The organism is Amycolatopsis sp. TRM77291 (genome assembly GCF_054166285.1).
In genome coordinates this window covers 8635918-8658755 of the sequence record NZ_JBSZHF010000001.1, presented here as the reverse complement: position 1 = coordinate 8658755, position 22838 = coordinate 8635918, and the positions used below count along the sequence as shown (strand labels likewise).

General features: G+C 69.3%; 23 protein-coding genes. 11 read left to right on the top strand and 12 right to left on the bottom strand.

What is annotated here, in order from left to right; translation table 11 throughout:
- The first annotated feature begins 107 nt into the window (after nucleotides 1-107).
- The 3 genes from ACXIZN_RS40715 to ACXIZN_RS40705 are packed head-to-tail and all read left to right on the top strand — an operon-like array spanning nucleotide 108 to nucleotide 1152.
- Nucleotides 108-302, top strand: coding sequence for a hypothetical protein (locus ACXIZN_RS40715; RefSeq protein WP_020631236.1), 195 nt, complete (start codon nucleotides 108-110; stop codon nucleotides 300-302).
- Nucleotides 281-703: a VOC family protein gene (locus ACXIZN_RS40710; protein WP_126735655.1), complete on the top strand. Its 423-nt coding sequence runs from the start codon at nucleotides 281-283 to the stop codon at nucleotides 701-703. The genes ACXIZN_RS40715 and ACXIZN_RS40710 overlap by 22 nt, the downstream gene beginning before the upstream one ends.
- A 38-nt stretch (nucleotides 704-741) precedes the next feature.
- On the top strand, nucleotides 742-1152 hold the full coding sequence (locus ACXIZN_RS40705; protein ID WP_457960055.1) for a helix-turn-helix domain-containing protein: 411 nt from the start codon (nucleotides 742-744) through the stop codon (nucleotides 1150-1152).
- Between the two features lie 289 nt (nucleotides 1153-1441).
- On the opposite strand, the gene ACXIZN_RS40700 is transcribed toward ACXIZN_RS40705, so the two are convergent.
- The 9 genes from ACXIZN_RS40700 to ACXIZN_RS40660 form a co-directional block, all read right to left on the bottom strand.
- Nucleotides 1442-2713 carry an aminotransferase family protein gene (locus tag ACXIZN_RS40700; RefSeq protein ID WP_457960054.1) on the bottom strand — a complete coding sequence of 424 codons (1272 nt, stop codon included), beginning with the start codon at nucleotides 2711-2713 and terminating at the stop codon, nucleotides 1442-1444.
- Between the two features lie 245 nt (nucleotides 2714-2958).
- Complete coding sequence (locus ACXIZN_RS40695; RefSeq protein ID WP_457960053.1) at nucleotides 2959-3654, bottom strand: GntR family transcriptional regulator; 696 nt, start codon at nucleotides 3652-3654, stop codon at nucleotides 2959-2961.
- A 4-nt stretch (nucleotides 3655-3658) separates the two neighbouring features.
- On the bottom strand, nucleotides 3659-4444 hold the full coding sequence (locus ACXIZN_RS40690) for an SDR family NAD(P)-dependent oxidoreductase (protein WP_457960052.1): 786 nt from the start codon (nucleotides 4442-4444) through the stop codon (nucleotides 3659-3661).
- Between the two features lie 2 nt (nucleotides 4445-4446).
- The gene (locus ACXIZN_RS40685) at nucleotides 4447-6144 is read right to left on the bottom strand and encodes a hydantoinase B/oxoprolinase family protein (protein ID WP_457960051.1); all 1698 of its coding nucleotides are present in this window, start codon (nucleotides 6142-6144) and stop codon (nucleotides 4447-4449) included.
- Nucleotides 6141-8201, bottom strand: coding sequence for a hydantoinase/oxoprolinase family protein (locus tag ACXIZN_RS40680; protein ID WP_457960050.1), 2061 nt, complete (start codon nucleotides 8199-8201; stop codon nucleotides 6141-6143). Before ACXIZN_RS40680 ends, ACXIZN_RS40685 begins: the two co-directional genes overlap by 4 nt.
- The gene (locus ACXIZN_RS40675; RefSeq protein WP_457960049.1) at nucleotides 8198-9829 is read right to left on the bottom strand and encodes a thiamine pyrophosphate-binding protein; all 1632 of its coding nucleotides are present in this window, start codon (nucleotides 9827-9829) and stop codon (nucleotides 8198-8200) included. Before ACXIZN_RS40675 ends, ACXIZN_RS40680 begins: the two co-directional genes overlap by 4 nt.
- 120 nt (nucleotides 9830-9949) lie before the next feature.
- On the bottom strand, nucleotides 9950-10573 hold the full coding sequence (locus tag ACXIZN_RS40670) for an MSMEG_1061 family FMN-dependent PPOX-type flavoprotein (protein ID WP_192743304.1): 624 nt from the start codon (nucleotides 10571-10573) through the stop codon (nucleotides 9950-9952).
- Complete coding sequence (locus ACXIZN_RS40665) at nucleotides 10566-11723, bottom strand: NAD(P)/FAD-dependent oxidoreductase (RefSeq protein WP_457960048.1); 1158 nt, start codon at nucleotides 11721-11723, stop codon at nucleotides 10566-10568. Before ACXIZN_RS40665 ends, ACXIZN_RS40670 begins: the two co-directional genes overlap by 8 nt.
- Nucleotides 11707-12720, bottom strand: coding sequence for a glutathione S-transferase family protein (locus ACXIZN_RS40660; protein ID WP_457960047.1), 1014 nt, complete (start codon nucleotides 12718-12720; stop codon nucleotides 11707-11709). Before ACXIZN_RS40660 ends, ACXIZN_RS40665 begins: the two co-directional genes overlap by 17 nt.
- 95 nt (nucleotides 12721-12815) lie before the next feature.
- Between ACXIZN_RS40660 and ACXIZN_RS40655 the strand changes: the two genes are divergently transcribed.
- Complete coding sequence (locus ACXIZN_RS40655) at nucleotides 12816-14192, top strand: WS/DGAT/MGAT family O-acyltransferase (RefSeq protein WP_457960046.1); 1377 nt, start codon at nucleotides 12816-12818, stop codon at nucleotides 14190-14192.
- A 51-nt stretch (nucleotides 14193-14243) separates the two neighbouring features.
- Here ACXIZN_RS40655 and ACXIZN_RS40650 read toward each other — a convergent pair whose 3' ends face one another.
- On the bottom strand, nucleotides 14244-15227 hold the full coding sequence (locus ACXIZN_RS40650; RefSeq protein WP_457960045.1) for a PQQ-dependent sugar dehydrogenase: 984 nt from the start codon (nucleotides 15225-15227) through the stop codon (nucleotides 14244-14246).
- Nucleotides 15228-15521: 294 nt separating this feature from the next.
- On the opposite strand from ACXIZN_RS40650, the gene pqqA reads away from it, so the two are divergent.
- The 5 genes from pqqA (at nucleotide 15522) to pqqB (ending at nucleotide 18592) form a co-directional block, all read left to right on the top strand.
- A complete protein-coding gene (gene pqqA / locus ACXIZN_RS40645; RefSeq protein ID WP_126735666.1) occupies nucleotides 15522-15629 on the top strand; it encodes a pyrroloquinoline quinone precursor peptide PqqA in 108 nt (35 codons plus the stop codon).
- An 83-nt stretch (nucleotides 15630-15712) separates the two neighbouring features.
- Nucleotides 15713-16390, top strand: a complete 678-nt coding sequence (gene pqqC, locus ACXIZN_RS40640; protein ID WP_457960044.1) for a pyrroloquinoline-quinone synthase PqqC — start codon at nucleotides 15713-15715, stop codon at nucleotides 16388-16390.
- Nucleotides 16391-16392: 2 nt separating this feature from the next.
- Nucleotides 16393-16665 carry a pyrroloquinoline quinone biosynthesis peptide chaperone PqqD gene (gene pqqD, locus ACXIZN_RS40635; protein ID WP_378344204.1) on the top strand — a complete coding sequence of 91 codons (273 nt, stop codon included), beginning with the start codon at nucleotides 16393-16395 and terminating at the stop codon, nucleotides 16663-16665.
- Nucleotides 16656-17738: a pyrroloquinoline quinone biosynthesis protein PqqE gene (gene pqqE, locus ACXIZN_RS40630; protein ID WP_457960043.1), complete on the top strand. Its 1083-nt coding sequence runs from the start codon at nucleotides 16656-16658 to the stop codon at nucleotides 17736-17738. The genes pqqD and pqqE overlap by 10 nt, the downstream gene beginning before the upstream one ends.
- The gene (gene pqqB / locus ACXIZN_RS40625) at nucleotides 17735-18592 is read left to right on the top strand and encodes a pyrroloquinoline quinone biosynthesis protein PqqB (RefSeq protein ID WP_457960042.1); all 858 of its coding nucleotides are present in this window, start codon (nucleotides 17735-17737) and stop codon (nucleotides 18590-18592) included. Before pqqE ends, pqqB begins: the two co-directional genes overlap by 4 nt.
- Here the strand turns inward: pqqB and ACXIZN_RS40620 are convergent.
- Nucleotides 18589-19563, bottom strand: coding sequence for an aldo/keto reductase (locus ACXIZN_RS40620; RefSeq protein ID WP_457960041.1), 975 nt, complete (start codon nucleotides 19561-19563; stop codon nucleotides 18589-18591). The two genes, pqqB and ACXIZN_RS40620, sit on opposite strands and share 4 nt — an antisense overlap.
- 107 nt (nucleotides 19564-19670) lie before the next feature.
- Between ACXIZN_RS40620 and ACXIZN_RS40615 the strand changes: the two genes are divergently transcribed.
- A complete protein-coding gene (locus tag ACXIZN_RS40615) occupies nucleotides 19671-20189 on the top strand; it encodes an ArsR/SmtB family transcription factor (protein WP_457960040.1) in 519 nt (172 codons plus the stop codon).
- The gene (locus tag ACXIZN_RS40610; protein ID WP_457960039.1) at nucleotides 20186-21406 is read left to right on the top strand and encodes an MFS transporter; all 1221 of its coding nucleotides are present in this window, start codon (nucleotides 20186-20188) and stop codon (nucleotides 21404-21406) included. Before ACXIZN_RS40615 ends, ACXIZN_RS40610 begins: the two co-directional genes overlap by 4 nt.
- Nucleotides 21407-21458: 52 nt before the next feature.
- Here ACXIZN_RS40610 and ACXIZN_RS40605 read toward each other — a convergent pair whose 3' ends face one another.
- Nucleotides 21459-22835 carry an amidase gene (locus ACXIZN_RS40605; protein WP_457960038.1) on the bottom strand — a complete coding sequence of 459 codons (1377 nt, stop codon included), beginning with the start codon at nucleotides 22833-22835 and terminating at the stop codon, nucleotides 21459-21461.
- Nucleotides 22836-22838: the final 3 nt, after the last annotated feature.

Below are 22838 nucleotides of genomic sequence, written 5' to 3'. Positions count from 1 at the left end.
CCCGGGGGGCCGGATTGGCGACGGGTATCGAACATGTGTTCTACTGTCGGCGCCGGCCCCGGAGGGGGAAGCTCCGCGGGCCGGCACCGGACTTCAGGGAGGCACGGATGGCCGTCAAGATCACCCATCTCACCAACGGGCAGCAGGTGCGTTTCGCCAACGCGGACGGCGCCCGGCGCTACGCCGAGATCATCGGCGGCGGGGTCGACAAATGGCGGTTCACCGTGGTCAGCGGGCACGACCGCCCGGAATTGTCGGGGCGGGTCGTTAATGTGCCGGTATGGCGTATGACTTCCAGGTGACGGTGGACTCCGCCCGTCCGCACGCCCTCGCGGACTGGTGGGCCGAGATGCTCGGGTGGCGGGTCGAGGAGAGCAACGAGGAGTTCATCCGCGAGATGGTCTCCGAGGGCTACGCCGCCGAAGAAGCGACGACCACGCACAACGGTGTCCTGGTGTGGAAGGACGGCGCGGCGATCGTCCACCCGGAGACCGGGCAGCGGTTCCTCTTCCAGCTGGTGCCCGAGGGGAAGACGGTCAAGAACCGGCTGCACCTCGACATCCGGATGGGGGCGGGTAGGATCGAGGCCGAGCTCGAGCGGCTGACCGCGCGCGGCGCGACGTTCCTGCACCGCGGCAAGCAAGGGCCCGCCGAGTGGATCACGATCGCGGACCCGGAGGGCAACGAACTCTGTCTCTCCTGAGGCGGGCCTGCGAGGGCCCGCTGGCCCGCCGGATGGTCGTGCCCGCGCACCGGCCGGGCGGGCAGGCCCAGTTCATCGATCTTTCCGTTCCCGCCACCGACGACCAGGGGCTGGCACCGGTGCTCGACTGGGCGAGGGCCCATCTCGACCGGCCGTTGACGATCGAAGGTCTCGCCCGGCGCGCCATGATGAGCCGCCGGACCTTCTACCGGCGCCTCCAGCAGGCGACCGGCACGACACCGCTCCAATGGCTGCTGACCCAGCGGCTTTCCCGGGCGCAGAGCCTGCTGGAATCGACCGCCCTGCCGGTGGAGCGGATCGCGGAACTCAGCGGTCTCGGCACCGCGACCAACCTGCGCCACCACTTCCTCAAACAGGTCGGCGTCTCGCCCGGCGCGTACCGGAACGCGTTCCCGCGGCAGCCATCGGTGACCGCCGCCGCGGGATGACGACGTCTAGGCGAGCCTTGACCCAGTGCTCACGAAGGACGTTCTTGCCGCAAGCGGTCGTGCGGCCGGAGTGTGTCGGGGGGGGGCCCGAANCGAGTTCAATCGTGCTGAATCGTGTCGATGTCCACGAGTGGCCCCCGGGGAACATCTCCGTTTTGTTCGTCCACAAAGGACGTTGTCCGCCCGGTGGCCGTGTCGCGAAAGCCACTTTCGCGACGCCTGATGTCCCGAAAGTGGCTTTCGCGACACCTGGGCGCGGGGATCCCCGACAGGGCTTACCGGACAGCGTCTAAACGAGCTTGTCCAGCGCACGCGGCAAAGCGGTCGTGAGCAGGTCGAGCTCGGCCTCGCCCGCGATCAGCGGCGGCGAGACCGCGATCCCCTTGGCGAGGTTCCGCACGAGGACGCCTTCGTCCCGCGCCAGCCGCTGCAACCGGTTCGCCGCGCCGGGGTTCGCCTCGATGACTTCGGCCTTCAGCTCGACCGCGCCGAGGAACCCGAGCCCGGCCCGGACCTCCGCGACCAACGGATGCGAAGCGAGCCCGGAAAGCGCGTCCGCCAGCGGTTTCTCCAGTTCCCGCCCGCGCGGGATCAGCCCGTCGCGCTCGTAGATGTCCAGTGTCGCGTTCCCCGCGGCGCAGGCGACCGGATGCCCGGCGTAGGTCGCGCCGTGCCGCAGCACCGGCGCACCGGGCGAGCCGGTGAAGAACGGCTCGGCCACCCTCGGCGCGACGATCAGCGCGCCCAGCGGGATCGTGCCGCCGGTGATGCCCTTCGCGGTCGTGATCATGTCCGGTTTCACCGCCCACCGGTCGATCCCGAACCAGGTGCCCAGCCGTCCGAACGCGGCGATCACGCAGTCCGCGACGAACAGCACGTCGTGCTTGCGGCAGATCCCGGCGACCGTCTCGATGTACCCGTCCGGGGGAAGGAGGACGCCGCCCGCGCCGATCACCGGTTCGCAGAAGAACGCCGCGACCCGCTCCGGCCCGACCCGCAGGATCTCGGCTTCGAGCGCTTCGGCGCTGTCGTAAGGGACGTGCGAGATGTCACCCGGCAGCGGGCCGAAGCCCGCCGCGTTGGCCGCGATACCGCCGACGGCCGTGCCGAAGCCGTGCGTGCCGTGGTAACCCTGCACCCGGCCGATTACGTGCACCTTCTCCGGGCGCCCGGTGTGGGCGAAGTACGAACGGGCGATCTTGACCGCGGTGTCGATGACGTCGCCGCCGCCCGACCCGAAGAACACCTTCGAGCCCGGTTCGGGTGCCAGCGCGGAGACGCGTTCGGCCAGCTTCAGCGCGGGCTCGTTGGCGTTGTAGCCGAACAGGTTGTACGAGTCGAGCGTCCGCAACTGGTCGGCGACGGCCAGCGCGATCTCCTCGCGTCCGTGCCCGAAGTTCGCGTACCAGAGCGACGCCGTCGCGTCGAAGTACCGCTCGCCTTCGTCGTCCCAGACGTAGGAACCCTCACCGCGGGTGATGACGAGCCGGTCGCCGTCGACCGCTCCCATGTCCGCGAAGGGGTGCCACAGCGGATTGCGCGCGGACGCCGACGAAACCATGTTCTTCCTCCTCGTGCTCGTGCCCCCATCCTCACCCGGATCCGGCCGGAACGCGAACACTCCATCGTGCACAGTTCGCGCCGCGGACTTGTCCGGCTTGTCGGCCCCGTCGGCGTCCGTGTCGCGAAAGCCACTTTCGGGACATCCCACGTCCCGAACATTCGGGACATCCCACGTCCCGAAAGTGGCTTTCGCGACACGCGCCCGAACCACCTGGCAGGCCGCCGACGTTGCGAAAAGCGCCGTCACGACTCCCGACGGTCGTAAGCCGCCAGAAGCTGCTTCTCCGCATCCCGCAGGTACTTCTCCAACGCCGTCTCAGCGGGCCCGAACCGCCCCCGCTCCAGATCCCGCAGGATCCGCTCGTGCCGCTCCAGGAACGGCTCGAAGAACGCACGGGTGTTCTCCGCCAGCACGAAGAAGAGCCGCGTCTCCGCCAGCACCTGGCGCATCGTCGTGCTGACCCGCTCGCTGCCCGCCAGATCCCCCAACGCCTGATGGAACGCGATACTCGCGGTCCCGACGGCCAGCCAGTCGCCTTCGCCGGCCGCGGCACGGCCCTCCCGGACCGCCGCCGCGACCGCCGAGAGGTCCACAGTGGACAGCTCGGCCGCGCGCCGCAGCGCACCGCATTCGGTGACCCGCCGCATGACATAGAGATCCGAGATGTCCTGCGCGGTCAGTTCGCGGACGAACACACCGCGGTTGAGTTCGTGCACCGCCAGCCGTTCGTGCGCCAGCAGCTGGAAGGATTCGCGCAGGGTGTTGCGCGAGACGCCCAGCGCGGCGCTGATCGACGGTTCCGAAAGTCTCGACCCGGGCGGGAACACGCCTTCGGTGATGCGCTGGCGCAGGATCTCGGCGACCCGTTCCGCCGTCCCGCTCCGTTCGAGCAAGGGTCTGTCGCGGGCCAGCGTCTCCTCGGCGGCAGATGTGGACATGGCGCTACCTGACACCGAGTTCGAAGTCGAGGCTGTACCGGTCACCCGGCATGGCACCGGCGGCCTTGGCGCCGTCGATGGGAAGCGCGACCCCGTTGACGAAACGCGACTCGTCGCTCGCAAGGAAGACGACCGCTTTCGCGACCTCCCACGCCTCGCCGACCCGCGCCGCCGGCGTGCTCGCGGTCAACTGGTGTTGCTTGGCTTCGAAGTCCTCCGGCGACGCGAGGGTGCCGCGCAGCATGTCCGTGTCGATCGCGCCCGGGTTCACCGTGTTCGCGCGGATCCCCTGGTGCGCGTGCGCGACGGCGATCGACTTCGTCAGGCCGACCAGCGCGTGCTTGGTGGCGTTGTACACGGGGTCGCCGGGGCGGCCCATCACCCCGCCGTTGGACGACGTCGTGACGATGCTGCCCGCCTTGTTCGCGATCATGTGCGGCAGCACCGCCCGCGTGCCGAGGAAGGCCGCGCGCACGTTCAGCGCGAAGATGTTGTCGAACTCCGCGAGTGTGGTGTCCACCAGCGGTTTCCCGAGGTGGATGCCGACGTTGTTGAACAGTACGTCGATCCGCCCGGTTTCGGCGGCCACACCGCGCACGAATTCGTCGACCTGACCTTCGTCGGTGGCGTCCACAAGGGAGTGACGGGCGCCTTCGACGGATTCCGCGGGTTCGCGGATGTCACTGGAGAACACGGTCGCGCCCTCGGCGACGAACTCCTTCACGGTGGCGAGGCCGATACCCCTCGCGCCCCCGAAGACCACCGCGACCTTGCCTGCCAGCCGGCCCATGCTCATTTCCTCCCTCTCAGCGAAACCGCCGTGTAGTCCTCCGGAAGGCGCACCAGCGCCTCGGCATCCCCGTGATAGGTGACTTCGACGCCGTACAGTTCGCGCGCCGCTTCCACCGAGACGTACCCGTCGACGACGTCGGCGAGCACGGCCTCCGGATCGCGCTCGCGGGGGTCGCCGTGACCGCCGCCGCCCGGCAGGATCACGTTCACCACGTCGTCGGGCCGCAGATTCACCCGGCTCTTCGACGGCAGTGGGCCACGGGTCAGCTCGAACCGGCCCACCGCCCCGTCGTGTCCCGAGTCCACACCGGACGCCGGACGGCGCACCCGGTCGACGTTCCCGTTGACACTCCAGGAGATCTCGCCGCGGGCGGCCATGGTGGTGCACTGGCCGAGGCCGCCGCGCCACTTTCCGGCGCCGCCGGAATCCGTGCGCAGCACGCGTTCGCACTGGATCAGCGGGGCCATCGTCTCGATGACCTCCGTCGGCGTGGACCGCAGCCCGCTCGGGAATCCGGTGGTACTGAGACCGTCCTTTGTGGATCGCGCGCCGATCCCGCCGGTCTGGAAGACGTTGAGCATGAACTCGCGACCCTCGGCGTCGGCGCCGCGCCAGATCGTCATCCACAACGCGTCCGCGCTGTGCGCCATGGCGCTCCCCGGCAGGGCCGTGATCAGCAGCGAAGGCAGGAAGTGCCCGATCAGGTGCCGGGACGCGACCGGCGCGGGCGGCGTGCAGTTGAGCACCGAGCCCTCCGGCGCGGTGACGTGCACCGGCCGGAACGAGCCCGCGTTGTGCGGCACCTCCGGCGAGATCGCCGCCTTGATCGCGAACGACGCGTACGCCCGGGTGTAGTTCAGGACGACGTTGATCCCGCGGCGGCTCTGCGGCGACGATCCCGTGAAATCGAGGTGGATGTCCTCGCCGTCGATGGTCACGGCGACCTTGAGGATGATCTCTTCGTCGTCGAATCCGTCGGTCACCAGCTCGCTGGTGTAGGTGCCGTCCGGCAGTTTCGCCAGCGCGTCCCGCAGCGCCCGCTCGGAGCGGTTCATGATCTCCGCGGCGACGTCGTCCAGGGAATCGAGCCCGAATTCCTCCAGCAGCCGCACCAGGCCCGCCGCGCCGACCTCGTTGCCGGTGACCTGGGCGTACAGATCGCCGATGGTCTCCTCGGGAGTGCGGACGTTGGCGCGGATCAGCAGTTCGAGATCCGCGTTGACCTCGCCCGCGCGGAGGAATTTCATGATCGGCAGGCGCAGGCCCTCCTCGAAGACCTCGTTGGCCTCTGCGGAGACCAGCCGCCCACCGATGTCCGGGGCGTGGCAGCAGGAAGCGAACCACGCGACCAGGCGTCCCCGCAGGAACACCGGCGTCGCGACGGTGATGTCGTTGATCTGCCCGGCCGTCTGCCACGGGTCGTTGGTGAGCAGGACGTCGCCGGATTCCAGCGTCTCCGGCGGGTACGCGGCGACGAAATGCCGCATCCCGGTCGCCATCGCGTTGATGTGGCCCGGTGTCCCGCCGACGGACTGGCCGATCATCTCGCCGCGGGAGTCGAACACCGCGCAGGCGAGGTCGAGTGATTCCCGCACCACGGAAGAGAACGCCGTGTCCACGAGCGCGTTCTGCTGTTCGGCAAGGATGGAGTGCAGCCGGTTTCCCAGCACCCCGACCAGGATCGGGTCGACGCTCATACCGTCACCACCAGACCGGCGTCCGCGCCGACGACACAGCGCGCACCCGGCGGAACGACCACAGTGGACTCGCGTTCCTCCACGATGGCCGGCCCGTCGACGAGATCACCCGGCTTGAGCCGGTATCTGTCGAATACCGCCGTGTCGACAAATCCACCTTCGCCGGGGAAGTACGCTGGACGACTTCCCTTTCGCGCGTTGCCTTCGGCCTCGGCGCCCGCGAGTTTCAGCGTGACCTCGGGCGTGGGACCGCTGGAGACGACGCGCCAGTTCAGCACCTCGATCGCCACGTCCGGCCCGGTCCGCCGGTACAGCGTCCGATAGGTCTCGGTGAACGCGTCGATGAGCGACTCCGGCCAGCTCCCCCGTCCGACCGGCACGCGGATCTCGTAGCCCTGCCCGGAATACCGCATCTCGGCGATCCGGCGGTGCGTCACCTCGTCACCGTCCACACCGGACTTCTCCAGGAGCTCCGCGCCCTCGGCCTCCATCTCGGCGAACCGCGCGTCGACCTGTTCCCAGGAAAGGTCCAGTACCGCGGAGCGCGCCGAACGCACGAAGTCGAAAGCCAGTGGCGCGGTGAGGAATCCCGCCGCGCTGAGCACTCCGGCGGCGGGCGGCGCGACCACCTCGGGCGCGCCGAGCGCCCGCGCCACCCCGACGCCGTGCACCGGACCGGCGCCACCGAAAGTGAACATCGGGAGCTTCGCCGGATCCTTGCCGCGCTCGACGGCGTGGACGCGGGCCGCGTTCGCCATGTCCTCGTTGACGCTGGTGTGGATACCCCAGGCGGCTTCCTCGACACTGACACCGAGCGGCCCGGCGATCTTCGAGCGGATCGCCTCGCGCGCGCCTTCGAGATCCAAAGTCATTCCGCCGCCGAGGAAATAGCCCGGGTCCAGATAACCGAGCACGAGGTCGGCGTCCGTCACGGTCGGCTCGGCACCGCCTCGTCCGTAACAGACCGGGCCGGGCTCGGATCCCGCCGAATCCGGGCCGACGGTGAGCAGGCCGAGCGCGTCGATCCGCGCGATCGAACCGCCGCCGACCCCGATCTCGATCATGTCCGTGACCGGTACCTTGACCGGCAGCCCGGAGCCCGGCAGCAGCCGGTACTTCCGGTCCACTTCGAACTCGTGCGTCACCAGCGGCGCGCCATCGGAGATCAGGCATAGTTTCGCCGTCGTGCCACCCATGTCGAAGGCCAGCAGATCCTCGACACCGGCCGCGGCACCGATCGCGGACGCGGCCAGCGCCCCGCCCGCCGGGCCGGATTCGAGGATACGGATCGGGTACCGCGCGGCGGTGTCCACCGTCGCGATTCCCCCGTTGGACAGCATGATGTGCGGCGACGGCCGCACCCCGGCCTCGTGCAGGCGCCTTTCCAGATCACGCAGATAACGCTCGGTGAGATCCTGGACGTAGACGCATCCGACGGTGGTCGACATCCGCTCGAATTCGCGGATCTCGGGGACGACCTCGCTGGAGAGCGCGACCCGCAGCCGGGGCGCGACCTCCCGCAGCACCTCGGCGGCTCGTCTTTCGTGCGCGGGATTCGTGAAGGCGTGCAGGAAACAGATCGCCACCGCGTCGATGCCCCTGGCGTCGAGCTCCCGGCCGAGCCGCGCGACGTACTCCTCGTCCAGTCCTGTGTGGACGGTACCGTCGGCGAGTATCCGCTCGGGGACGTCGAACCGCAGGTGCCGTGGCACCAGCGGGGCGGGCAATTCGATGAGCAGGTCGTACAGTTCGTACCGATGCTCGCGCCGCATCTCCAGCACGTCGCGGAAACCGGCGGTCGCGAGCAGCGCAGTGCGCGCCCCCTTGCGTTCGATCAGCGCGTTCGTCACCAGCGTGGTGCCGTGCACGAACTGCTCGACGTCTCCCGCGTCCAGCCCGGCGTCGGCGAGTGTCTTCTTGAGACCTTCCTCGACCGCGCGGGCCGGTTCGCCGTGGGTCGTCAGCACCTTGCCAACGGCCACGATTCCGGTCCCGTCGAGCACGCAGAGATCGGTGAAGGTACCGCCGATGTCCACGCCGACGCGGAGCCCGGTCACGAGGATTCCTTGCGGTACCAGCGCGGCGAGGTGTTGAGCGGCGGTGCCATCTTCGCGCGCACGACCAGCACGTTGGGCTCGTCGGACTCGACGAATTCACCGAGCAGCCGCCGGAACGCCCGCCCGAACCCGGAAACCCGGTCCGCGTGCACGCCGAAGGCCCTCGCCAGGCCGACGAAATCGGGACTGTCCCAGTCGACCCCTCGACGCGGCAATCCCGCGCGATCCTGGTCGTACCGGAGCATCCCGTAGCCGCCGTCGTCGACGAGGATCACCGTGACCGGCAACTGTTCCTGCGCCAGCGTGTGCAGATCGCCGCAGCCGAACAGGAAACCGCCGTCACCGCTGACGCAGATCGCGCGGCCGGCGCCCGCGGCACTCGCGCCGAGGGCGGCGGGGAAGCCGTAGCCGAGGGTGCCCCAGCCCATCGGGTACGCGAGCTTGCGCGGCGCGCGGACACGATGGAACCCGCCGATCCAGTACCCGGCCACGCACATGTCCGCGACCACGACCGCGTCCTGTGGCAATACTTCGTCCAAAGTGGACAGAAGATCCGCGGCCTGCGGTTCCTCCTCCTTGATCCGCCGCCGTACCCGGGCGGAGACCTTGGCGAGCCTGCCGACGAGTGCCGCGATACCCGGCCGTTCCTCGACCTTCAGCGCCTCGACGAGCACTCTGGCGTCACCGACCAGCGTGATGTCCGGCTGGTAGTTCTTGGCCGCGTCGTCCGGGTCGACGTTGATCGCGATGAGTTTCTTCGGCTGCGGCATCAGCCAGTTCTGCGTCATCAGCCCGTCGAAGTCGGTCCCGATCGCGAGGACGACGTCGGCCTCGTCCCACAAGGCGCCGACCTCGGGCGCGTGCACCGGATTCGGGGCGAGGCAGGGATGGTCGACCGGCAGCAGCCCGCGGGCGCCGAACGTGGTGAGCACCGGCGCGGCCAGCCGTTCGGCGAGTTTCCCGATCGCCTCACCCGCCTCGGCGCGCAGCGCGCCGCCGCCCGCCCAGATCAGGGGCCGGTCGGCGGCCGCGAGCAGGGCCTCGGCCTCGGTGAGATCCGGGATCTCGGCGGGCCGGGCGTGCGACCGCGGCGGACGGCGCGCGGGCGTCCGCTCGGACAGGAAGTCGGCGGGGATGCCGAGGTAGACCGGCCCGCTCTGCGGCTGGAGCGCGAGCCGGGCCGCGCGGTGGAGGGTGGCGGCGACCTGGTCGGCGCTGGTGACGGTGAACCCCGCCTTGGTGACCGGCGCGAACATCGCCTGCTGGTCCGACGTCTCGTGCAGCACGCCGCGGACCACGCCCGGCCGCCGCAGCGTTGACGGGATGTCGGTCGCGATGATCAGCACCGGAGCGGCCGACGCCATGGCCTCGCCGACGGCGGCGAGCGTGTTCGCCGCGCCGGGCCCCGTGGTCACCAGCGCGACGCCGAGCTTGCCCGTCGCGCGGGCGTAACCGTCGGCCGCGTACCCCGCCGTCTGCTCGTGCCGGACCCCCACCAGCCGGATGTCCGTATCGGCCAGCGCCTCCCATAACGGCAGGTTGTGCACCCCGGGGAGACCGAAGACGACTTCGGTCCCCAGAGCGGTCAGCGCGTCGGCGAGATGCTGGGCTCCGGTGGGTGCAGGCACCCCGCCGATAGTGCCAGATCGTTCAACGATCCAGCAACCACACGGTCGGGCTTCAGCGGTCCGTGAAGGCCTCCTTCCCTACCCTGAAAGTAGGGAAGGAGGCCTTCACGGACGGCGGCTTCAGTACAGACCGGCCGAGTAGGCGGCGGGGGCGTAGTACGCCTCCAGGTCGGCCAGGCTGTCCTCCGGCCGCTCGAAGGTCTTGGAGATCACCGCCCGTGACGGCAGCGCGTCCGGCGTCCAGCTCTCCGGCGACCAGAGCTTCGAGCGCATGAACGCCTTCTGGCAGTGGTGGAAGATCTCGTCGATGTCGACGACCAGCGCGAGCTTCGGCCGGTTGCCGTTCACGATCATGTCGTCGAAGAACGGCGCCTCCCGCACGAGCCGCGCGCGGCCGTTGATCCGCAGGGTGTCGCCGCGGCCGGGGATCAGGTAGATCAGTCCGACGTGCGGATTCGACAGCACGTTGCGGAACCCGTCGGCGCGCCGGTTGCCGGGACGCTCCGGGATGGCGATCCGCGTGTCGTCCAGTACCAGCGTGAACCCGGCCGGGTCGCCCTTCGGCGAGACGTCGCAGGTACCGTCCGCCGCCGACGTCGCGATCAGCACGAACGGCGACTCCGCGAGCCACTGGCGGTCCATCTCGTGCAGCTTCGGGCGTGCCTTGTTCGCGGTCCGTTCCAGCGGCGGCGGCAGGATCTCGCGCAGCTCGGCCTCGGTGGTGACTTCGACGAACTCAGACAATGTTGTGCTCCCTCGTCACGGCCCGGTCGCCGGCGAACCGGCGGACGTCGAGCCCGCTGATGTCGATCTCCGGGACCCGCCCCAGGTAGAGGTCCCGCACGAGCTCACCCACCGCCGGGCCCATCTGGAACCCGTGTCCCGAGAAGCCGGTGGCGTAGAAGAACCGCGACAGGTGGACGCTTTCCCCCACGATCTGGTTGCGGTCGGGCGTGATCTCGTACAGCCCGGCCCAGCCGCCGCGGATCCCCGCGTCGAGCACCGCGGGCACCCGGCGCGCGGCGATCTCGGCGAGTTTCGGCAGCCATTCGCCCGGCTGGTAGCGAGTGTCGAAGCCGGGGTCGCCGTCACCGTCGCAGAAGGACATCGCCAGGCCGAGACCCTCGCGGTGGAAGTAGAAGGCGGACGGCATCTCGATGGTCAGCGGCACGGATCCGGGCAGCTCCGCGACCGGGCCGGTGAACACGACCTGGCGCCGGAACGGCCGGACCGGGAGGTCGACACCGGCGAGTTCGCCGATCCGGCCCGACCACGCGCCCGCGGCGCAGACCACCGCGTCCGTCCGCACGAAGCCGGCCGAGGTCCGGACACCGGTGATCTCGTCACCGTCGCGTTCGATCCCGACGACCTCGACGCCGGTCCTGAGCACCGCGCCATGCGCGCGAGCGGCCCGCGCGTAGCCCTGGACCGCGGAGTCCGGAGTCGCCTTCGCGTCGTCCGGCGACCACAGCGCCGCGACGACGCCTTCGGTCTCGATCAGCGGGGAGAGCCGGCGCGCTTCGGCGGGCTCGACGAGACGGCTGCGGACGCCGTAGGAGTTCTGCAGTTCGGCGCAGCGCTCGAACTCGGGCAGATCCGCGGGGTCGGTGACCAGGTACAGGTAGCCGTCGCGGCGGAAGTCGATCTCGGTCCCGTACGTCTCGGCGAAGGAGGCGTACTCGGCCAGCCCGCGCAGCCCGATTTCGATGTTGACCCGGGTGGTGAACGACGACCTGATCCCGCCCGCCGCCTTCGCCGTCGAGCCCGCGCCCAGGATGGCGCGTTCGAGCAGCAGGACCGGGACGCCGGCGGCGGCGAGCCGGTACGCGCAGGCGACCCCGATGATGCCGCCGCCGATCACGACGACGTCGGTGCGTTCAGGCAGTGACTCCATCCGTGTCCCCGATCCGTTCGTCCTCGGGCGGCGGTCCCGGCGGCGTCCCGTCGCCGAACGGGCGCCCGCCCAGCTGCTCCCGGTGATGCGGCGTCGTCCAGCCGGACAGGTCCGGTCCCAAAGGGACGATCCGCGTCGGGTTCACCTGCTCGTGCACCGCGTGGTAGTGCCGCTTGATGTGGCCGAAGTCGACGGTGTCACCGAAACCGGGCGTTTGGAAGAGGTCGCGGGCGTAGGCCCACAGCACCGGCATCTCGGTCAGCTTGTTCCGGTTGCATTTGAAGTGCCCGTGGTAGACGGCGTCGAAGCGGACGAGCGTGGTGAACAACCGGATGTCCGCTTCGGTGATCGTGTCACCGACGAGGTAGCGCTGCTTTTCGAGCCGGTCGGAAAGCGCGTCCAGCATGGCGAACAACCGGGTGTAGGCGTCCTCGTACGCGGCCTGTTTGGTCGCGAAACCGGCTTGGTACACGGCGGCGTTGACGTCGGCGTAGACCCCCGCGTTGACGTCGTCGATCTCGCCGCGAAGTCGCTCTGGGTAAAGGTCGGGCGCGCCGGGCCGGTGGAGGCTGGTCCATTCGGTGGACAGATCGAGGGTGATCCGCGGATAGTCGTTACTCACCAGCCGTTTGCTCGGAATGTCCACAATGGCCGGAACGCTGATCCCGCCCATGTAGTGCGGATCCGCGGCGTGATAGGCCTCGGCCAGGTACTTGATGCCGAGCACCGGATCCCGGTCACCGGGATCGAGGGTGAACCGCCAGCTCTTCTCGTCCTGGATCGGGTCGGCGACGGCCACGCTCAGCGCGGACTCGAGGCCGAGCAAGCGCCGGACGACCAGGCCACGGCTGGCCCAGGGACAGGCCCGGCTGACCACCAGCCGGTATCTCCCCGCCTCCACCGGCCAGCCGTCGCGGCCGTCGGCGGTGACACGCGCGTCGAAATGGTTGGCGGACCGACGGAACTCACCCGTCTGCGGATCGGTCGGGATCGTCATGTGAGCCACCCTAAAGCGTGAGAAGGTGGTTTCGGTGTGCGTAGACTCTGGCACCCGGCGTGTCCGCACGCCGCCGCGCGGAAGGTGGTCCGACGATGCCGTTCATGCCCGTGACCGACTCGATGTTCCTTCTCGTGGAGACGCGCGAACATCCGATGCACGTCGGCGGACTGCAACTGTTCAAGAAACCCGAGGGCGCCGGCACCGACTACCTGCGTGACGTCCGCAAGAGCCTGCTCGATTCCGACAACATGCGCTCGGTGTTCCGGCGCCGTCCCGCCCGGCCGGTGAACACCGCCGGCCACCTCGCCTGGTCGACCGACACCGACCTCGAACTCGACTACCACTTCCGGCATTCCGCGCTGCCCCAGCCCGGCCGGATCCGCGAACTGCTGGAGCTGACCGGGCGCTGGCACAGCACCCTGCTCGACCGGCACCGCCCGCTGTGGGAGATCCACCTGGTCGAGGGCCTGCAGGACGGCCGGTTCGCGATCTACAGCAAGATCCACCACGCGCTGATGGACGGCGTCTCGGCGCTGCGGCATCTGCAGGGCACGCTGTCGGACGACCCGGCCGACCTCGACTGCCCGCCGCCGTGGGGACGCCGCGCCAAACCGGACGGCGGCCGCAACGGCAAGGTGTCGCCCTCGGTGTTCCGAACCTTCGGCAAGACGGTCAACCAGCTCGCCGGTATCGCGCCCGCCGCGATGAAGGTGGCGCGTGAGGCGTTCCAGGAGCACACGCTCACGCTGCCGGCGCAGGCGCCGAAGACGATGCTGAACGTGCCGATCGGTGGGGCCCGGCGGTTCGCCGCGCAGTCTTGGTCGCTGGACCGGGTGCGCAAGGTGGCGACCGCCGCCGGGGTGTCGCGCAACGATGTCGTCCTCGCGATGTGCTCGGGCGCGCTGCGCGACTACCTGATGGAACAGAACGCGCTCCCCGACGTGCCACTGACCGCGATGGTCCCGGTTTCCTTGCGGCGCAAGGACAGCGGGGACGCGGCGGGGAACAACATCGGCGCGCTGCTGTGCAACCTCGCCACCCATCTGACCGATCCGGCCGCGCGGCTGGCGACGATCAACGCGTCCATGCGGAACGGGAAGAAGCTCTTCTCGGAGCTGACCCCGCTGCAGACGCTGCTGCTGTCGGGGATCAACGTCGCCCAGCTCGGCGTGTCCCCGATCCCCGGTTTCGTGAACAACACGAAACCGCCGTTCAACCTGGTGATCTCCAACGTCCCGGGGCCGCGCAAGCAGATGTACTGGAACGGCGCGGCGCTCGACGGCATCTACCCGGCGTCGGTGCTGCTGGACGGGCAGGCGCTGAACATCACGCTGACCAGCAACGGGGACAACCTGGACTTCGGCATCACCGGCTGCCGGCGGAGCGTGCCGCATCTGCAGCGCATCCTGACCCACCTGGACACCGCGCTCGCCGAACTCGAACACTCGGTCTCCCTGCCCCGCGTTTAGTCCTCTGGATGCGGTGGGCAACCGCATCCAGAGGACTGAACGCGCAGGGGGCTAGCTGCCGTCGGAGACGTAGATGGCGCCCGGGGTGATCGTGTACAGCTGGCCGTCCGGGCCGGCGGTCGCGTCACGCGTGCGGCCGAGGTTGGTCCAGAGCTTGCCGCCGTTGCCGTTCAGGTCGAGCTTGTACGTACCGCCCTTGAGGGACGCCATGTACAGCGAGCCCTTGTAGGCCGCGAGCCCGCTCGGCGTCGCCGAGGACGTCGGCCAGGACTTGACCGGGTTGGTCATCCCGGCCGTGTTGCACGGGCCCTCGCAGGTCGGCCAGCCGTAGTTCTTGCCGGGCTCGATCTTGTTCAGCTCGTCGAGCCGGTTGGCGCCGATGTCGGAAACGTACAGCTGGCCGTTCGCCCAGGTCAGGCCCTGGACGTTGCGGTGGCCGTAGGAGTAGACGCGGCTGTTGAACGGGTTGCCGGGCGCGGCCGCGCCGTCGGTGGTGACCCGCAGGACCTTGCCGCCGAGGGAGTTCTTGTTCTGCGCGTTGGCGCCGTACTGGCCGTCGCCGGTACCCGCGTAGAGGTAGCCGTCCGGGCCGAACCTGATCCGCCCGCCGTGGTGGTACTGCGAACCGCGCGGGATGCCGGTGACGATCGGCGTCGGTGCCTGGCCCAGCTTCAGCTTGGCGATGCGGTTGTCGGAACTGGTCGTGTAGTAGATGAAGACCGTCTCGTCGGTGGCGTAATTCGGCGAGACGGCGATGCCGAGCAGACCGGCCTCCGCGGTGACGCTCACCCCGGGGACGGTCTGGACCGTGGTGACCTTGCCCGCCTTGTCGATCTTGCTGATCGTCCTGGCGTCCTTCTGCGTGAAGACACCGGTGCCGTCGGGCAGGAAATCGATCGACCAGGCCTGGTTGAGGCCGCCCGCGAGCTGTCTGATCGCCTGGATCGACGGCGCTTCGGCGGCCGCCGGGACGGCCGCGATCGACACGGCCGTCGCCGCGGCGAACGTGACGGCGAGAGTACGACGTAAGGACATGGGACGCCTCCTTCAGCTACACCCCTGGAGCTCGGATGGCGGCGGTAGGCGGGTGGTCGGGGTGCACCCGTCGAGTTGGATAGAAACACACAACGGAACGAAACGGACACCACTGGACGGGCTATCGGACCCACCGGCCGTTAACCGTTGTGTGCGCCGAGCGTGACGGCCCGCCCCGGTCGATCGGCCATAGGTAGGAAACTTTACAAAATACCGCCGGAAGTCGGTCCTTACGTCTGGTCAGAATCGGCGACGCGCTTCTAGGGTGACGGTGGCTCGGCCCTGTTCGATCCCATGTGGACGTTAGGAGCGGAAATGATCGAGGAATGGACCACCCCCGACTTCGTCGAGTACGAGACCCCCATGGAGGTCACCGCCTACGCGGCCCGCATGGAGGACTGAATCCGCATCCGGTGGTGGGGGCCGTCCCCCACCACCGCCGCCGTCCCGATCAGCGAACACCCGGAGGCTGCACGGTGTCCCTCATGTCGTCGTCGGAGTTCATCGCGGCGTTGCGCGGGCTTTCGGACCGCTATTGGGGCACCCACCCGTTCCACGTGCGGATGCACGAAGGCGACCTGTCCGCGCGCGAGCTGAAGATCTGGGCCGCGAACCGCTGGTACTACCAATGCGTTCTCCCGCAGAAGGACGCGGCGATCATCAGCAACTGCCCGTTGCCGGAGATCCGCCGGGAATGGCTCGACCGCATCGTCTACCACGACGGGACGAAGGCCGGTGACGGCGGAATCGAGCGATGGCTCCGGTTGTGCACCGCGGTCGGGCTCGACCGCGAAGAGGTTCTCGATCAGCGGCACGTCGCCCCCGGTGTGCGGTTCGCCGTCGACGCCTACGTGAATTTCGCCCGCACGAAACCTTGGCTCGAAGCGGTCGCGTCGGGGCTGACCGAAATGTTCGCCGGCCATCTCATGCAGCGGCGGGTCGCCGATATGCTGGCGAACTATTCGTGGATCGCGCCGGAGGACCTCGCCTATTTCACCAATCGCATCGACAAGGTCTCCGGCGAGGGCAAGGGCACGCTCGACATCGTCGTCCGGCACGCCGTCACCCGCGAGCAGCAGGACAAGGCGATCGCCGCGCTGTCGTTCAAGACCGACGTGCTCTGGTCGATGCTCGACGCCATCGAGCGCGCGGCCAAGGAGTAGCGATGACGACCCTCGAACCGGGCTCGGTGCCGCGGCTGCGGCGCGGAGTCCGGCTGAGCTACGACCAGACCAGGGAGACACACGTCCTTTTGTTCCCCGAAGGCGTGCTCGTCCCGAATCCGACCGCCGCGGCCGTGCTCTCCCTCTGCGACGGCGTCGAAGACGTCGCGGGGATCGCTTCGGCACTGCGCGAGCGCTACACCGGGGTGCGCGAGGAAGAGATCCTGGACGTCCTGACCCGGCTGGGAGAACGGCGGATCGTCGAATGGACCTGAACACCGCGGCGGCGCCGCTGGGCATGCTCGCCGAACTGACCCACCGCTGCCCGCTGCATTGCCCGTATTGCTCGAATCCGGTCGAGCTGATCACGCGCGACAGCGAACTGTCCACAGAGGAATGGCTTTCCGTGCTCACCCAGGCGCGAGAACTCGGCGTGCTCCAGGTGCACATGTCCGGCGGCGAGCCACTCGCCAGACCGGATCTGCCCGTCCTGGTCGAACACGCCACGAAACTGGGGTGCTACGTCAACCTGGTGACGTCCGGGCTCGGCCTGACCGAGTCCAGATTGGACGATCTCGTCGAACGCGGTATCGCGCATATCCAGCTGTCCGTCCAGGGCGCGACCGCCGAACGCGCGGACCGGCTCGCCGGGGCGCGGGCGCACGACCGGAAACTGGTCGCCGCCGGACTGATCAAGAAGGCCGGGCTGCCGCTGTCGGTGAACGTCGTCCTGCACCGGCAGAACCACGATCAGCTCGCCGGGATCATCGACCTCGCCGAGGAAATGGGCGCGGACCGGCTCGAACTGGCCAACACGCAGTACTACGGCTGGGCCCTGCGCAACCGCGACGCCCTGATGCCGACCCGGCGTCAGCTCGACGAGGCCGAGCCGATCGTGCGCGCGGCCGCCGAACGGCTGCGTGGCCGCATGGAGATCATCTACGTCGTCGCCGACTATTACGAGAAGTACCCGAAGCCGTGCATGTACGGCTGGGGCGCACGGCAATTGACCGTGGCGCCCGACGGGAACGTGCTGCCGTGCCCCGCGTCGACGGCGATCGAGACACTGGAATTCGACAACGTGCGCGACAAGCCGCTGGCGTGGATCTGGTACGAATCCGGCTCCTTCAACGCCTTCCGCGGCGAAGACTGGATGCCGGACACCTGCGGCACGTGCGATCGGCGCGGGATCGACTTCGGCGGCTGCCGCTGCCAGGCGTTCCAGCTCACCGGTGACGCCGCGGCGACGGACCCGGTGTGCTCGCGTTCGCCGCATCGGCAGGTCGTCGACCTCATCCTCGCCACGCAGGCGAAAACGGGCGAACTCGTGATGCGGACGGCACGATGAGGGTGATCCTGCTCGGCACGGCGGCGGGCGGCGGATTCCCGCAGTGGAACTGTGCCTGCGCGTTGTGTGTTTCGGGCGCGCCGCCGCGGACGCAGGACTGCGTGGCGGTGAGCGCGGACGGCGAGGGCTGGTACCTGCTCAACGTGTCGCCGGACATCCGCGCGCAGATCCTCGCCACGCCGCCCTTGCGTGCCGGGCCGGGGCCCCGGGAAATCCCGCTGCGCGGGGTGCTGCTGACCGACGCCGAACTCGATCATTCACTCGGACTGCTTCTCCTGCGGGAAGCGGGCGGCCTGCCCGTGTGGGCTCCGGACGCCGTGCTGGGCGCCTTGTCCGAACAGTTCCCCGCGCGGTCGATCATCGACGGATACGGCGGCTGGGACTGGCTGCCATCGTCGGATGTCTCCATCGACGGTCTTCGGGTGAGCGTGCTTCCCGTGAGCGACAAACGGCCGAAGTACGCACGTTCGTCCGCTGAGGACGGTCCTTGGGTGGTGGCGTACCGGATCGAAGACGTCGGGACCGGCGGCGTCTTCGTTTACGCGCCCTGCCTGAAGAGCTGGCCGGACGGATTCGACGACTTCACCCGCGACGCCGACCTCGTGCTTCTGGACGGGACCTTCTACGCAGCGGACGAGATGTCGGGCGCCACCGCGGCCGAAGCCGGCGCTCAACCGGCGATGGGGCATCTGCCGATCACCGGCAGTCTCGCGAAGCTCCGGCCCGGCCCTCGATGGGCGTACACCCACCTGAACAACACGAACCCGGTGGTCGATCCCACGTCGCCCGAACACGCCGCCGTACTGGACGGCGGCGCCTCGCTTCCCTTGGACGGTACCGAATTCAAGCTCTAGGCGACACCTTCGGGGCTCGCGCCCGACACGGGAACGGCGCCGGCCGTGAGCCGGTCGATCTCCGCGAGATCGTCCGCCGTCAGGTCGATGTCCGCGGCGGCGAGGCTGGCCTCGATGTTGGCCGCCTTCCGCGCACCCACGATCGCGACGTGCACACCCGGCTGGGCGAGTGTCCACGCGATCGCGAGCTGACTGACGGAGATTCCTTTGCCCGCCGCGAATTCCTTGAGCCGGTCGACGACGGCGAGATTGCGCCGGAAGGTCTCGCCGGTGAACGCCGACGACCGTGACCGCCAGTCGGTCTTCTCGAACGTCGTCTCCGGCGTGAAGGATCCGGTCAGCAGCCCGCTGCCGAGCGGGCTGTACACGAGCACGCCGATGTCGTTCTCGCGTGCGTACGGGAGAGGATCGGTCTCGATGTCGCGGCGGAAAAGGTGATACGGCGGCTGAAGGGTTTCCACGGGCCGGGTCTTGTCGAAGGCGGCCAGCCCCGCGGCGTCGTAGTTCGAGACACCGACGTGCCGGATCTTCCCGGCGTCGACGAACTCCTGGAGGATCCCCGCCGTCTCTTCGGCCGGAGTGCCTGGGTCGGGCCAGTGGATCTGGTAGAGGTCGATGTGGTCGACGTCGAGGAAACGGAGGCTGTCCTCGATGCCCTGCGACAGCCACTCACGCCGCGAGTCGCGCGGCCGTCCGGAACGCGGCTTGATGCCGCCCTTCGTGGCGATGACCAGATTGTCGCGGTCGCGCTTGAGTTCCTCGCGCAGCGCCTTCCCCAGCATCGCTTCGGACTTCCCGAAACCATAGGCCTGTGCGGTGTCGAAGAAGTTCACCCCGAGTTCGCGGGCGTGGTGGATCGCCGCGATGGCCGCGTCCTCGTCGAATGAACCCCAGTCCCCGCCGAGCTGCCAAGTGCCGAAGGCGATCCTCGACACCTCGAGACCGCTCCTGCCCAATGTCGTCGTACGCATGTCTCCAGCAGAGCACAGACATCCGATCACCGCACCGGATCTCCCGGCCAATGACACCCCCAAATAACTGTTTGACGGTTCGCGTCCCGGCAGTCGATACTCGTCCCATGCCCGAGTCCCCCGGCCTCGACGAGCTGCGCGTCCTCGCCCATCCCGTCCGGCTGCGCATTCTGTCCCTTTTGACCGGTGCCGCGATGAGCGCGGCCGAAGCCGCGCGCGAACTCGGTGAGACACAAGCGAATGTCAGCTATCACCTGCGGCGGTTGCACGAGGCCGGCCTGCTGGACGTCGCCGAGGAGGTCCGGATCCGGGGCGGGCTGGCGAAACGCTACCGCCACGATCCGGAGTCCGGCTCACGGTTCACCTCGGCGAATCCGCGGGAGGAACAGCTCCTCATCGCGACAATGGCCGAAGAACTCAAGCGCCGCAGCGAATTCCGCGTTCCCGGCAGGCCGGGGTCGACGAGCGACGCGGAGATGTGGGTCGACCGCGAGACCTGGGGGAAGGCGCTCGAACACGCCCGCGAACTGAGCGACCTTCTGCACTCCGCCGCGAAGCCACCCCGCACCCGGGGCACGATCCCGGTCAGCGCGACGGTCTCGCTGTTCGAAATGAGGCGACGGTGACGTCCCTGCGCGAACCACTGCGCCATCACAACTTCCGCTGGCTGATCGGCGGCCGCACGTTCGGGGAGTTCGGCAACGCCGTCGCCCCGCTCGCGCTCGCGTTCGCGGTGATCGACCTGACCGGTTCGGCCGTCGACATCGGCATCGTCGTCGGCGCGCGGTCGGTGGCGAGCGTGGTCCTGCTGCTGTTCGGCGGGGTGCTGGCGGACCGGCTGCCGCGGTCGGTGATCCTGCAGGGCACCGAACTCGCCGCCACGCTGACCCAGGCGGTCATCGCGGCGAGCGTCCTTTGTGGATTCGCGTCGATCCCGCTGCTGGTCGGCCTGAGCGTGATCAACGGCGCGGTGGCCGCGATCTCCGCACCGGCGTCGGCGTCGCTCACCCCGCTGACAGTGCCCGCCACCCTGCTCGCGCAGGCCAACGCGCTGGCCAGGCTGTTGTCGAACTCCGGACGGATCGCCGGCGCCGGGCTCGGCGGCATCCTGGTCACCGCGGTCGGCCCCGGCTGGGCGCTCGCCGGGAACGCCCTGCTGTTCCTGGGCTCCGCCCTGTCCTACCGGTGCATCCGCCTCAGCCGCCGGGAACGGATCCCCGGCAGCCGCCCGCTGGCGGAACTCGTCGAAGGCTGGCACGAGTTCCGTTCGCGCACCTGGGTCTGGGTCGTGGTCGTGCAGTTCATGGTGGTGAACGCCGTCATCGCAGGCGGGATCGCGGTGCTCGGCCCCGTCGTCGCCGACGGCACTTTCGGACGCACCGGCTGGGGATTCGCCCTCGCCGCGCAGACGATCGGCTCACTCGTCGGCGGGATCCTCGTGGCCCGATGGCAGCCGCGGCGTGCGCTGTTCGTCGGTGTCGCGGTGATCCTCTTCGAGGCGCCGCCGCTGATCCTCCTCGGCCAGGCACCCTTGCTGCCGCTGCTGCTGGCGGCCATGTTCGTCTCCGGGCTGGCGATCGAGCAGTTCGTGGTCGCGTGGGACGTCTCGCTGCAGGAGAACGTGCCCGAGGACAAGCTCGCGCGCGTCTACTCCTACGACATGCTCGGTTCCTTCATCGCCCTGCCCCTCGGGCAGATGGCGGCCGGGCCCGCCGCGCAGCACTTCGGGGTCAGCACCACCTTGCTCGCGTGCGCCGCTCTGGTCGTGGCAGCCACCGGGCTCGCGCTGTGCAGCGGCCAGGTGCGCGGCCTGGTCCGGAAGTCCCACGCCGCGCAGCCCTGACCCGGCGTCCCGCAAAAGTGGTAGCAAAGGTCCCTTGCTCCCTTTCCGCAGGTCACGGCCAGGGACGGACCTCCTCGAGGAGCTTCGCGACCGCGAGCACCAGGTCGTCGGAGTGCCGCGGGCCGACGATCTGCAGGCCGACCGGGAGGCCACGGGAGGTGCGGCCCGCCGGCACGCTGATGGCGGGCTGCTGGGTCATGTTGAACGGGTAGGTGAACGGCGTCCAGTCCGGCCAGCCGCTCAGCCCGCTGCCCGGCGGCACCTCGTGCCCGGCCTCGAAGGCGGTGATCGGGAGGGTCGGCGTGATCAGCACGTCGTAGCGCGTGTGGAACTCGCCCATCAGGATGCCCAGCGCGGCCCGATCGGCGTTGGCGCCGAGGTAGTCGCTCGCCGAGAAGGTCTTGCCGAGTTCCCACACCTTGCGCAGCCCGGGATCGACCTTCGTCTCCGAACCGGCGGGGAAGGTGTCCAGCCACTTGGCCGCCCCCGTCGACCAAAGGATGTCGAAGGCCGCTTTCGGGTCGGTGAAACCGGGATCGGTCTCTTCGATGTGCAGGCCCGCGTCGCCCAGCGACCGGACCGCCGACTTGACGATCTCCGCGACCTCCGGGTCGACGTCGACGTAGCCGAGCGTCGGCGAGTAGGCGGCGATCAGCCCGCGCACGTCCCGCCGGACGGCCTCGCGATAGGTCGAGACCGGCGGGGCGAGCGCGGCCGGGTCACGGTGGTCCGGCAGGGCGAGGACGTCGAGGAGCAGCGCGGTGTCATCGACCGAACGCGCCATCGGGCCGGCGTGCGAGAGCGGGCCGAACGGACTCGCCGGGAACAGCGGGATCCGGCCGTGTGTCGGTTTGAGCCCGACGATTCCGCAGAACGAAGCCGGGATCCGGATCGAGCCGCCGCCATCGGTGCCGACGGAGAGTTCACCCATCCCCGCCGCGACGGCCGCGGCGCTGCCCCCGCTCGAACCGCCCGCCGTCGTCGACGGGTCGATCGGGTTGCGGGTGATCCCGGTCAGCGTGTTGTCGGTGACGCCCTTCCACGCCAGCTCCGGTGTCGTGGTCTTTCCCAGCAGCACCAAGCCGTTCTCACGCAGCCGCGCGGTGACCGGGCTGTCGACGTCCCACGGCTGGTCGGGGTCGATACATCGCGAACCGCGCAACGTCGGCCAGCCCTGGGTCAGGAACATGTCCTTGATCGAGGCCGGAACGCCGTCGAGCCAGCCGATCGGGTTGCCGTCCCGCCAGCGGATCTCGGACGCTTTCGCCTGTTCGAGCGCGCCGTCGGCGTCGACCAGGCAAAAGGCGTTGGTCTCGCCGTCGCGTTCTTCGATGGCGCGCAAGGCGTTCTGGGTGGCCTCGACCGGCGACAGCTCTCCGGTGGCATACGCGGCGACGAGCTCGCTCGCGGTCAACTTGGTGTCGTTCATCCG